This is a genomic window from Sinomonas sp. G460-2, from assembly GCF_047759905.1.
Classification (GTDB): domain Bacteria; phylum Actinomycetota; class Actinomycetes; order Actinomycetales; family Micrococcaceae; genus Sinomonas.
Window position 1 is genome coordinate 1 of sequence record NZ_JBKZWT010000095.1, and the last position, 12300, is coordinate 12300.

At 67.1% G+C, this 12300-nt stretch carries 10 protein-coding genes; all 10 read right to left on the reverse strand.

The features are described from left to right. On the reverse strand, window positions 1–858 hold an 858-nt coding region (locus ACLN58_RS10920; RefSeq protein WP_415855285.1), incomplete at its 3' end, for an ABC transporter permease. Beyond that, window positions 855–1796 carry an ABC transporter permease gene (locus tag ACLN58_RS10925; RefSeq protein ID WP_415855286.1) on the reverse strand — a complete coding sequence of 314 codons (942 nt, stop codon included), beginning with the start codon at window positions 1794–1796 and terminating at the stop codon, window positions 855–857. The genes ACLN58_RS10925 and ACLN58_RS10920, both read right to left, overlap by 4 nt. Window positions 1797–1799: 3 nt before the next feature. After that, window positions 1800–3347 (reverse strand): ABC transporter substrate-binding protein, encoded by a 1548-nt coding sequence (locus tag ACLN58_RS10930; RefSeq protein ID WP_415855287.1) that lies wholly within the window; start codon window positions 3345–3347, stop codon window positions 1800–1802. A gap of 282 nt (window positions 3348–3629) precedes the next feature. Next, on the reverse strand, window positions 3630–5879 hold the full coding sequence (locus ACLN58_RS10935) for a TIM-barrel domain-containing protein (RefSeq protein WP_415855288.1): 2250 nt from the start codon (window positions 5877–5879) through the stop codon (window positions 3630–3632). Next, window positions 5876–7054 (reverse strand): glycoside hydrolase family 15 protein, encoded by a 1179-nt coding sequence (locus tag ACLN58_RS10940; protein WP_415855289.1) that lies wholly within the window; start codon window positions 7052–7054, stop codon window positions 5876–5878. Before ACLN58_RS10940 ends, ACLN58_RS10935 begins: the two co-directional genes overlap by 4 nt. Before the next feature lie 78 nt (window positions 7055–7132). Then, complete coding sequence (locus tag ACLN58_RS10945) at window positions 7133–8380, reverse strand: ABC transporter substrate-binding protein (RefSeq protein WP_415855290.1); 1248 nt, start codon at window positions 8378–8380, stop codon at window positions 7133–7135. A gap of 64 nt (window positions 8381–8444) precedes the next feature. Continuing rightward, window positions 8445–9260, reverse strand: coding sequence for a carbohydrate ABC transporter permease (locus tag ACLN58_RS10950; protein WP_415855291.1), 816 nt, complete (start codon window positions 9258–9260; stop codon window positions 8445–8447). Continuing rightward, window positions 9253–10206 carry a carbohydrate ABC transporter permease gene (locus ACLN58_RS10955; RefSeq protein ID WP_415855292.1) on the reverse strand — a complete coding sequence of 318 codons (954 nt, stop codon included), beginning with the start codon at window positions 10204–10206 and terminating at the stop codon, window positions 9253–9255. The genes ACLN58_RS10950 and ACLN58_RS10955 overlap by 8 nt, the downstream gene beginning before the upstream one ends. Then, window positions 10203–11420, reverse strand: a complete 1218-nt coding sequence (locus ACLN58_RS10960; RefSeq protein WP_415855293.1) for an ROK family protein — start codon at window positions 11418–11420, stop codon at window positions 10203–10205. The genes ACLN58_RS10955 and ACLN58_RS10960 overlap by 4 nt, the downstream gene beginning before the upstream one ends. A gap of 270 nt (window positions 11421–11690) precedes the next feature. Next, on the reverse strand, window positions 11691–12300 hold a 610-nt coding region (locus tag ACLN58_RS10965; RefSeq protein ID WP_415855294.1), incomplete at its 5' end, for an MFS transporter.

A 12300-nucleotide genomic window follows, 5' to 3' on the forward strand; every position in this document is an offset into this window, starting at 1 on the left:
CTCGAGCGCGTCGCGGAGCGCGTTGGCGAACAGCACTAGCGCCATGCACACGATCCCGACCGCGAGGCTCGGCCACAGGATGAGGATCGGATTGAGGGCAATCTTGCGGAAGCCGTCGTTGATCATGCTGCCCCACGAGGGGACGCTGCTGTCGCTCACGCCGAGGAATTCGAGCCCGGCCTGAATCGCGATGCCGATCCCGAGCAGGCGCGCGGTCTGAATGATGACGGGGGCGCGAACCACCGTGAGGATGTGGCGGCCCAGGATGCGCGCGTCGCCGAGCCCGGAGACGCGGGCCGCGTCGACGTACAGCTCGTTGCGCACCGACTGCACGGCCCCGCGCACCACGCGGAAGAAGCCGGGGAACAGGAGGACGCCGAACACCGCCATGGCGATCCACACCGAGGGGCCGACGACGGCGCGCACCGCGAGGAGCACGACGATGCCCGGGAGGGCCATCGTGAGGTTGTTGACCCACGTGGAGACGCCGTCGAACCAGCCGCCGTAGTAGCCAGCGATGAGCCCGCACGTGACGCCGATGACGAGGGCGATCGCGACGGCGAGGGCCGCGCCCAGCAGGTTGATCCGGCTGCCCCAGAGCAGGCGGCTCAGGACGTCGCGCCCCGAGCTGTCGGATCCGAGCAGGTGATGCGGGCTCGGGCCGGCCATCGCGTCGCGCAGACTCACGGCGTTCGGATCGGGCAGGCCCAGGAGCGGCACGAGGACGGCCGCGAGGATCACGATCGCGAGGAGTGCCGCGGAGGCGGCCCCGAGCGGATTGCGGAGGAAGCGCCGCGCGACCCTGGCCCGGGGAACCACCGGTTCGACCTCGACGGGGGCTTCGGTAGCGAGGGTCATGAGAGGCGCACCTTCGGGTTGAGCCACGCGACGGCGAGGTCGACGATGAGGTTGACGGCGACGATGATGAGGACGACGGCGAGCAGGACTCCCAGGATGAGCGGCAGGTCCGTGCGGCTCGTCGACTCGACGGCGAGCGAGCCGAGGCCCGGGAGGGCGAAGACCGACTCGATCACCACGGCCCCGCCGAGGATGCCCACGACGTGCACCGCGAGCGTGGTCAGGCCGTTGACGGACGCGTTGCGCAGGACCGTCGTGAGGACGATGCGGCGCTCCGAGAGGCCCCGGCTCCGCACAGTGCGGACGTAGTCGTGGCGGAGGACGTCAAGCGCTGAGCTCCGGACCTGTTGGGCCACGCCCGCGACGCCGCCGATCGTGAGGGCGATGACGGGAAGCGTAAGGGTCCTGGCCCAGTCGCCCGGCGACTTCGTGAACGCGACGTACCCCGTGGCCGGGAACAGCTTGAGCTGGATGGCCAGGACGGTGACGAGGAACAGGGCCACGATGAACGCCGGGAGGGCGTCGCCGAGGGTCGCGAGGACCTGCAGCGTGCGGTCGATCCAGCCCCGCTTGACGGCCGCGAGCAGCCCCACCGCGAACGCAAGGACGCCCGTGAGGAGGGTGACGATGACCACGAGGCTCAGCGTCACGGGGAGGCGGACCTCGAGGATCTTCCAGACCGGCTGGCTCGCGAAGTACGAGTTGCCGAAGTTCCCCGTGAGCGCGTTGCCGAGCCACGTGAAGTACTGGACGATGAGCGGCTGGTCGAGTCCCAGCTCGTGGTTCTTGAGCGCGACCTGCGCCTCGCTCGCGTTCTCGCCGAGGACGTTGCGGGCGATGTCCCCGGCCGCGGGGTAGAGCATGACGTAGGCGATGAAGGACACCGCCACGAGGAGCACGGCGGCGGACGCGAGGCGCCTGAGGAGGAAGACGGTCATCGCCTACTGACCGGTCGGCTTGTAGTTGTAGATGGACGGAACGGCCTGCTGGGACTGCGGCTGCACGTCCACGGACTTGCCGTAGTAGAAGTTGCTCTCGTTCCGGTACAGGGGGCTGAACCAGTAGTTGTCCACGATGTACTTGTTGATCTGCTTGTCCGCGTCGGCGCGCGTCGCGTCGTCGCCCGTCTGGGCCTTCGCGATGAGGGCGTCGAGCTCGGGGCTCGCCGTCTTGAACGGATTCCATGGCCCGCTCGGGGCGATCTCGAACGCGATGTGGCGCCAGTCGGTGTACTGGCTCAGGGACATGTAGGAGATCGCGAAGTCGCCGCGCTGCATCGACGGGATCGGCTGGCCGGGGCCCCATTGGTGCCGCGTGACCGTGACGCCGACGTCCTTCCAGTTCTGCTCGATCGCGTCGTAGATGGCCGGATCGAAGACCTGCGTGACGGGCAGCGTGACGGCGAGATTCTGAACCACGGCGTCCTTGAGGAGCTGCTTGGCCTTGTCGGGGTTGTACTGGTACGCGTTGTCGAGCGACGCGTCGTAGCCCTTGGTGCCCGGCCGGAACGTCTGGCTCGTCAGAGTGCCCTTGCCGAGGTACACCTTCTGGAGGAGGGTCTGGCGGTCGATCGCGAGCGTGAGGGCCTGCCGGACGCGCACGTCGGCGAGCTGCGGCATCTTCTTGCCGTCGCGGTCGAAGAAGAAGATCCCCTCCCAGTTCACCTCGAACGGCTTGTGCTGGAGCCCGGCGGCGTCAGCGTCGGCCGCGCTCGAGGCACGGGCGAGGATGGCGGCGTCGATCTGGCCGGACTTGAGCGCGTTGAGGCGAGCGGTCTCGTCCGTGAGGATCTGGAACACGACCTTGTCGTACGGGAGCTTGTCTCCCCAGTAGTTCGGGTTGCGCACCATCGTGATCTTCGAGCCCGCGACCGTGTTGGCCGCGTCGAGCGTGTACGGGCCGGAGCCGACGGGCTGCGTCTTGATCCCCGCGGTGGTGAGCGCCTTGGGGCTGCCCATGTAGCCGAGGGCGTTCGAGAGGGCGTACGGCAGATCGGGATCGGGCGTGGACAACCGCAGCACCACCGTGGTCGCGTCGGGCGCCTCGACGCTCTGGATCGCCTTCGCCGTGCTGGCGAGGGGGCCGTTCGCGGCCTTGAAGTGTTCCACGTTGGCCTTCACGGCGGCCGAGTCGAACGCCGCGCCGTCGGTGAAGGAGACGCCCGTGCGGAGCTTGAGCGTGTAGGTCTTGTTCCCGTCGCTCGCCGCCCACGAGGTCGCGAGCATGGGCGCGAGGCTGCCGTCCGGCTGCATCTTGAGCAGCGTGTCGTAGACCGACTGGTACACCGGAGCCAGGTGGCCCTCGTTGGCCTGCGCGGGGTCGTAGCTCGTGGGCTCCTGCAGCGAGCCGATGGTGAGGAGCGGCGCCGTCGCCGGCCCGTTCTGGCCCGAGGCCGACGATTCGGTCGAGCTGCTGCAGGCGGAGAGGGCCCACACCGAGAGGGCGGCGGGCACGGTGGCCGCGAGGAGGCGGCGGCGGGTGATCATCATGTCTCTTCCTAGAACTCCGTCGTGGTAGGACCGGCACCGCGGACCGCCTGTGCCATGGGTCACATGCTAAACAGCGTTCAGGATTTAAAGCAATACGTCGTTAAGCTTTCGACGCCGTAGAAGCCTAGGGATATCTCCGAGACATGGGTGAACTTGCAATATTCGGCCGGACAAAAGCTAAATGTTACTCAGGATTGACACAGAAGCCTACAGAGAGGGGCCGCTTATGCGTGTGGCGTCGCCCCGCGGTCGTGGTCGATCGACCACGGGGCAACGCCGTCCTCACCTCGTCCCGAACACCGCCTTCATTTCAGGCCACGACTTCTCCGAGGCGAACACCGGAATCCGGCCGAGGGGTGCCTCCGTGGCCACGTCCTGCTTGCCCTGGTGGAGCTGCCCAGTCCAGACGTCGATCCATTCGCCTTCGGGCAGGTAGGTCGTCCAGACCGTCGCGCCTTCTTCGGTGACGGGCGAGACCAGGAGGTCTTCGCCGAGCATCCACTGGAGGGGCCGCTCCCACACACCGGGGTCCGCGGGGTGGTCGAAAAAGAGCGGTTTCATGAGAGGCGTCCCCTGACGGATGCACTCCCTCGCCTGACGCGTGAGATACGGGATCAGCCGCTCTCGCAGGTGAGCGAGTTTGCGGAAGGCCGGGACCACGCGTTCATCCGCGGTTCGCTCCTGAATGTTCCACGGGGTCCGGTCGCGCAAGGGCTTCCGGTGGTGGTTGAACTCCGAGTGGTACTGCATGATCGGCACGAACGCCGCGGCTTCGGCCGAACGCAGGTAGAGCTCAGATGTGGGGATGTCCCCAGAGAAGCCCGCGAAGTCCCATCCCCAGTAGAGGATCCCGCTCGAGGCGGCCGAGAGGCCTGCGTAGAGAGACCATTTGAAGGCATCCCAGGTCGAGTTCTCGTCCCCGGCCCAGAATGCGCCGTGTGCCTGGGACCCAGTGAATCCGGCCCGGCTGAACGTCACAGGAGCCTTGCCCGTGGACTCGAGCAGGTCGCCGTAGGCCTTCGCGTAGGCGACCGGGAAGACATTGTTGGCCTCGTCGCCCCGCTGGCCGTTGAGGTACTCCACGTCCCGTCCCCAGGCGTGCTCGCCGCCGTCGGTCTTGAATCCGTCGATTCCTACCTCTTCCACAAGGTAGCGCCGCTTCTCGGTCCACCAGCGGGCGGCCTCCTCGTCGCTCAGGTCGGGCATGAGTGCGAGAGGGAACCACCAGCCGCGGTTTCGGTAAGGGCGGAGGGCGTTGTCTGGGCCGTGCTCGAGAATGACTCGCCCCTCGCGGACCGCCGCGTCCGCATCGAAGCGTGCCTGACCGGTGGGGTGGGGGCGCATCTTGAGGAGCGGGATCTGCCACAGGACCACCTTGACGTCGCGAGAGCGGAGCTCGTCGACCATTGCCTTCGGGTCGGGCCAGGCGCCGTCCGCCGGGAACGTGAAATCGGCCAGGCGGTGGGGCGACCCGTCTTCGGTCGGAGTGTACTGGGCGTCGCGGAACGCCGTGAAGGTGGACTCATCGCTCCACGCCTCGACGACGACCACGCCCACCGGGATGTCCGAGTCACGGTGCAGGTCCATTTGCCGCATGACTTCGGCCTGCGTGTTCCATTCGTTGCCGCTGGCCCAGAGCTTGAAGACCCACGCGGGGAGCTCCTTCGGCCGCCCGACCTGCTCGAGGAACTGGTCGAGGACTTTGGCGGGTGGCCCATCGAAGAACCTCACGGTCAGCAGAACCGATTCCGGATCCTTGGCTTCGTCGACTTCGGCTTCGATGATGAGCCGGTCTGGCGTGCTCGCGCCGATGTCAAACCAGGTCCGGCGCCCCGTCTCGACATGGAAGCCCCATCCCTCGCCCCCGACGACGTGCGCAAAAGGCATCGGCATGTAGGTGCGGCGGTGCTGACCTTGGCTCTTGTACTGCTCGAAGACGACCGCGTCGAGCTTCGTGCCTGTGTGGTCGAGTGCGTCGTAGCGCTCGCCGAACCCCGTGACGCGCTCGATCTGGGCAAGCGGAAGCGCGAAGCGCACACGGATGGGTGAGCCGCCGGCGCGGAGGACCTCGACGCTGCCAGGCAGAACGCGGTCAAGGCCTTCGATCCGCAGCGCCCCCGGTGCCGGGGACCAATCGGCCGGTTGGAAGGAGAACCACCGGGTGGTCTGGGTTCCACCGGCTTCCGACCGTCCCGTAAACCGGTAGCGGTATTCGGTTCCAGCGCGCAGGCCGCTCACGGTCGTCTGCCATCCGCTCGCGGCTCGGGCCAAGCGCGCCTGGGCCCCGGCGAGGTGACCGCCGTCGATGATCTGGCCGCGCGAGGCGGTCGCCACCCTCTCCATTCCGGTCCGGGAGGCTGCGATCTCGCTGTCGCTGCCGGTCTGTTCGAGTTCGCATAAAACCTCGGCGATGTCCGGCGACGTGCGGACGCCAAGGCGGACCTCCTGGCCTGCCAGAGGATGGATGGGGCTGCGCTGGTCGGTGTCGTCCGTGTACGGATGCCCTGAACCGTAGGGCCGGTGGCGGATCATTCGGCGTCCTCTCTGTGGGAAGGAGTGGTCGGTTGGCCTACGAGGCGGAGCTCTGCGGCAAGTCGGAGGAACATGGCGTGGCTCCACAGCAGCGGGTCCGCCGGTTTGCCCCACCGCTCAACCCAGGGGGCGAAGTGTTCCGGCGCGAGGAGCCGCCGGTTGACTTGTTCGGGGAGACTCCCGTCTGCTCCCGCGGTAGTGGCGGTCCAGTCGAGGATCTCGCGGGCGCGCTCGTGGTGACCCGCTGAAGCGTGGGCCAGGCCGAGGAAGCAGCTCAGGAGAGGCCATTGGCCGCCGCCGTAATACGTGTCGGCGGCGTAGCGGTAGACTCCGTTGCCGTCCGTGATGTGGTTCTCGATCTCGCGCACGGTCGCCTCCGCGACGGCGCTCCCCGCCTCAATAACCGACATCGGGGCGATCAGCGCGAGGAGGCTCGCGTCGACTTCCTCGCCTCCGATCCACTTGGTCAGGTGCCCGGCGTGAACGCCTTCGGATCCGATGAGGCCCATGATCTCTTCCACGGACTGTCGGGCCGTGGAGTCCAGCTCCTCCGGAAGAACGCCCGCGGCCGTGATCGAGGAGAGGCCGGCCGCGATGCTCCCGAGAGTCGAGACGTGGGTGTGCTCGGCGAATTCTTCCCACCAGTCGAAGCACGGGCGCCGCCACGAGCTGCACAGGTACTCAACGATCAATCGGATCGCGTGACCCCACCGCGTGAGATCGGTCTGGTAGCGCCGTCGGTGCTCGCCGAGGGCCCAGAGCCACATTCCATAGCCGTCGAGCTGGAAATCCCACCACTCCTCGCTGCCTTCCTCCTCGGCGAAGGTGTATCGAGTGGGAAGCATGTCAGCGTCGGGCGCCGGAGTGCCTGCCAGGGCGAGCGCCGCGATGTCACGGATCTGCACTTCTCGGGCCTCGATGATGCGTGCACACCAGTCGAAGAACGCCTCGGCCGATTCCGGGTGGCCGACCGCGGACATGGCGTCGGCGATGAAGGAGCCATCTCGGAACCAGCAGTACCCGGCATAGGCGGAGAAGGTGGGGGAGGCCGGGTACGCGCCGGTACCCGTCTGGTGGTCGAGGATCATCTTGATGCTTGACTCGACAAGATCCTCGACGGCGGTCGGGGAGGCCGGCGTCGGGTCGGAAGCGGAGCGTGCAGGTTCGGCAGTCATGTGGTTCTTTCGCAGGGTGGGCGGGCCTCCAGACATCTGGCGGCCCGCCCAGCTGGCGGAGCGGGGAGGCTGAGCCTTCTACTTCAGAAGGGCGTTCACCTGGTCGGCTGCAGCCTTGAGGGCGTCTGCCGCGTTGGACCGCTTGGCGGCGATCTCACCGAGAGCGTTGGTGATGATGTCGGTCATCTTCTGCTGGTTCTCGCCGATGGACGGTGGCAGGACCACGTTGTTGAGGGCGTCAAAGACGGCCTGGCGGTTCGCGGGCTTGCCCTGGTTCAGATACGGCTTGAGAACCGACTCGTCCGACGTCGGGGGAAGTTCCCACCCCGCGCTGATGCGCGTTTGGGCCATCACCTGGGAGCTCGAGAGGTACGCGGCCCACTTCTGCGCGGCGTCCTTGTTCTTGGAAGCCGCGGACACAGCCACGGCGTTCGAGAACATGGCGCTGTCCTTCTGGGTGTCGCCCGGTTCGACAGCGATGTCCCAGTCCTTCGGGGAGTCGGCGAGGCTGCTGGCCACCCAGATGCCCGTGTGGAGCATAGCGAGCTTGCCGTCCTTGAACAGCTTCGTGTCGAAGTCAGGGGTGCCCGCGCCCTGTGCCGGGGTCGGCATCGTGGTTCCGCTCTTGTTCGCGAGCCAATTCGCGGCCTTGATCCCGGCAGGGGAGTTGAACGCGGCCGACTTGCCGTCGTCGCTCAGGAACTTGCCGCCCGCCTGCGCGATCGCCTTGTAGAACTCGTAGAACGAGATGTTCTGGAAGTCTCCGAAGACCCCCGTGGCCGGGTTCGTGAGCTTCTGTGCGGCCGCGGTCTCGTCGGCCCACGTCCAGTTCGCGTTCGGGTAGGAAAGGTGGGCCGCGTCGAAGAGCGCCTTGTTGTAGTACAGGACCACATCTGAGAACGAGGTCGGCAGGGCATACTGCTTGCCGTCCGACTGGTAGGACTTCAGGAGCGACTGGCGATACTTGGAGGCATCCACGCCGTCGAGCGGCGCGATCGTCCCGTTCGCAACGTAGGACTTCAGGTTCGCGTACTCGACGTCGAACGTATCGGCCTGAGTGCCGGCCGCGAGGTCGGTCTGGAGGGTCGTGCCGTATGCGTTGTAGGGGAGCGTCGTCACCTGGACGGTGATGTTCGGGTTCTCCTTCTCGAACGCTTGGACGATCGTGTCGAGGTTCTTTTCATTTCCGCCGTTGGAGATGAAGTTCGTGTACTTGATGGTGACCTTCTCACCGGAAGCCGTTCCTTGGCCTCCGGTGCCGCATCCAGCGAGGGCGAGTGCGGCGACCGCCGCAACGCACAGCGATGCCAGTGCCTTCTTTTTCATGATGTCTCCGTTGATCATTGTTGGGGGATGGAGGGGTGGTGCGAAGTCTGTGAGCGCAGGGCTGTTACTTGAGCCCGGTGCCGGCGACGCCTTGGACGATGTACTTCTGCGCGAAGATGTAGAGGGCGAGCATGGGCAGGATGCTCACCACGGAGCCGGCCATGACGATGTCCCACTGGGTCGTGTACTGGCCTTGCAGTGCCGCAAGGGCGACGGGCAGCGTCTTGAGCGCGGGCGTCCGCAGGATGATGAGAGGCCACAGGAAGCTGTTCCAGCTGTTCAGGAACGTGAAGACGGCCAGCGTCGCCAGAGCAGGGCGGATCAGGGGCAGAATGATCTGCACGAAGATCCGGAAGTGGCCCGCACCGTCTAGGGTGGCGGCTTGGTCGAGGTCGGTGGGGATCGAGTTCATCGCCTGGCGGAGCAGGAAGACTCCGAAGGCGCTCGCGATGCCTGGGAGGAAGACGCCGAGGTAGGTGTCGATGAGGCCGAGGCTCTTCATCTCCACGAACAGGGGCACCACGAGCACTTGCATCGGAATCATCATCGTGGCGAGGTAGATCGAGAAGACCGCGCCCCGACCCTTGAACGGCATCCTCGAGAACACGTAGGCCGCAAGCGAGGCAGTGGCGAGCTGTGCCGCCGTCGTCCCGACCGCCAACAGGAGGCTGTTGAGGATCACGCGGGCGAACGGCAGGCGGTCGAAGAGCGCCTGATAGGCGGAGAATGAGGGGTTCTCGGGGATGAGCGAGGGCGTCGCCGAGAGCCCGGATCCGGGGCTGATCGAGGTCACAAACGCCCACACGAACGGGAAGATCATGGCGACGGCGCCGGCGACGAGGACGGCCCACAGCGCCGCGGGAGCTATCCGCCTACGCATAGTTCACCCACCGCTTCTGGAGTCGGATCTGGACGAGAGTGATGACGAGGATGACCGCGAACAGCAGCCACGAGAGGGCCGAGGCCATTCCCGCCTGGCCGAATCTGAACGTCAGGTCATAGATCTGCTGGACGACGACCTGGGAGGAGTTGTTCGGCCCTCCACCGGTCATGGCATACACCTGGTCGAACACTTGGAATCCATTGATCAGCGACAGCACGACGACGAAGAAGCTTGACGGGGAGAGCATGGGCAGGGTGACGCTGAACAGCCGTCGCCACGGGCCGGCGCCGTCCACGCGCGCGGCCTCGTAGAGCTCTTGAGGAATCGCCTGCAGGCCAGCCAGGAGGATGACCATGATGAATCCGAGGTCCTTCCACACGGAGGCGAGGATGATCGATGGCATGGACCAAGCGGGGTCCGTCCACCAGCCGGGGCCAGCGATGCCGATCAGGTGCAGAAGCCAGTTCACGAGGCCGGTATCGGGATTCAGAAGCCAGCGCCACACGAGCGCTACGACGATCCAGCTCGTCACCACGGGCAGGAAGTAGACCCCGCGGAGGACGGCGCGTCCTGGGATTCGTGCGTTCAGAGCCAGGGCCGCGGCGAGCCCGGCCGCGTAGGCGAGCGGCAGGTAGCCGACGATGTAGTAGAGGGTGTGCAGGAAGGCGTTCGTGGTTGCCGGATCCGCGAGAAGCGCCTGGTAGTTGTCGAGTCCGACCCATTTCATGGTGCCGATGAGGTTCCAGCGCGTGAGGCTGATCCACAGCGCGGCGAACATGGGTCCGATGGTGAAGGCCAGCAGAGGGATCGCGCTGGGGAGGAGAAAGGCCGCGACGGTGGCGAAATAGCGCAGGCGCCGCGCTCGCCCTCCCCGGGTCCTCGAGGGGGTGCCCGAGGCGCTTTGCCCTGCGGGGCGGTCTCGACGGGTCAGGATCGATGTCATGATGCAGACTCCTTGACCGCAGTTCCGGTCATCATCCGCGCCCGGACGCGTCGGCCCTGCTCGCCGAGGGTCCCGACCACGTCGAATGGCGTTGAAGCGACCAGCGCGGCGGCGCCGCGCGCCCATGCTTCGTCCTCCCAGCCTTCGACGATGACGGGAGTGCCCCGGCGGTCTGCGGTCACCCCTGCGCGGAGGGCCTGTTCGAACGGGATGCTCCAGTGGCTCCACGCCTTGGTGCCTTCGCCGCTGACGATCACGACTTCCGGATCCACGAACTGAATCAGGCCCGCGACAACCTCGCCCAGCCTGTTCGCGGCAAGCGCGTAGATGGCACGTGCCTCCGCGTTTCCGGAGTCGGCGGCCTGCTGGAGCTGCGCCATAGTGCCTCCGGCGGCCGTGACCCCGGCTTGGCGGGCCTTGGTGAGAAGTGCCTTCTCGCCGGCCACAGCCTCGATGCATCCGCGCTTTCCGCACGTGCACAGGGGCCCTCCGGGGACAGCCGTGATGTGACCGATTTCTCCGGCACCGCCGCGGCTGCCGCGGACCACTTCTCCGCCAACTACCAGGCCTGAGCCCACGCCCTCGCCGATCGTCACCACGAGGAAGGTCTCGTGGTCCCGCCCCGCGCCGTAGAGCTTCTCCGCCACAGCAAGGGCATTGACGTTGTTCTCCACGAGCACCGGCACGTCGAGCTCCCGTGCTATCAGGCTGCCGAGCGGAGCCTGGCGCCAGCCGAGCATGCCCGATTCCACGATCCCGTTTCCGGTCGCGTCCACGGACCCCGGAACGCCCACCCCGATGCCGAGGATCGGTTCGTCGTCGCCATCCTCGATGAACGACCTCACGAGACCGACGAGATCGCTGAGGAAGGTCACCGAAGCCGCATTGAAGGCGAGCGTCGCCGCCCGGACCACGGATCCGTCGAGTTCCGTCTCAACAAGCGCCACGTGGTCGTGCGCGACCTTGAGGCCGACGCTCCTCAGCGCGGTCGAGGCCAGTCCCAAGAGCCTGCCGGGGCGCCCGCCGCTCGACGTGGAGGCCTCGAGCTCGTGAACGAGCCCCTCCGCCATGAGCTGCTTGACCGTCTGCGATACGAGCGCCGGGGAGAGGCCCAGGGCGCGCGCCAAGTCGGCGCGCGAAGCTCCTCCCGTGGTTCCCAGATGCGCCAGCATTGCCGCTCTGGTCACGTCGGCGCCGCCGCCTGATCGATTCATGATCCTCCCTTTGTTCAGGACTAAATAAAGTCTAGAACTATGGCGTAGATCACGTCAATGCCCAGCCGGCACACGCCGCACTTGGAGGAGATCGAGCCGCACCTGAGGGAGATCGAGAAGGCGCCGCGGGTCGTAGCCCTGTCACGGCGCGCATCGTCGAGGGCGCCGTCGGGAGGGTCGAGCTCGCCCGGACGCGCCTCAGCGAGGGGGATCGTGACCCTGGGGGGATCAGGGCGGGGAATGCCGCCGCCCCCTGATTGTCTGCGGGCGCTACTTGCCGCCCGCGACCGCGCTCGGCTCGGACTTCGGGTGCCGCACGTGCGGCACGTAGCGCGGGATGTAGCGCAGCAGGATTCCGGCGCCGAGCAGGGCGAGCGCGCCGATCGTGCCGGCAGCGACGGGGAGCGAGGCCACGGCCGTGAGGATCGAGACGAGCACGGGCGCGGCGGCCTGGCCGCCGTCGCCCGCGAATCGCCACGCGCTCAGGAACGGCGCAGGCCGGCCCAGCGGCGCGAGATCCGCGCCGAGCGTCATGATGATCCCGCTCCCCACCCCGTTGGCGAGCGAGAGCAGAAGGACGACGGCGACGAACCACCCCGCGCGCCCCGGCACGTTGTGCAGGAACGAGAGCAGGACGAAGCCCGTCCCGAGGCCGAGCATGCACGGCATGACGCTCCACAGCCGGCCCCAACGGTCCATGACGTGCCCGCTCGTGTAGAAGAGCGCGAACTCGACCCCGCCCGCGATGCCGATCACGAGCGCGGTGTTTGCCTCGCCGAGCCCGATGCTGAGCGCCCACAGGGGCAGGAGCGTGATGCGCGCCGACCGTGCCGCCCCCACGAGGGCCGCGCCGCTGCCCATCCGCAGCAGGACCGTGCGG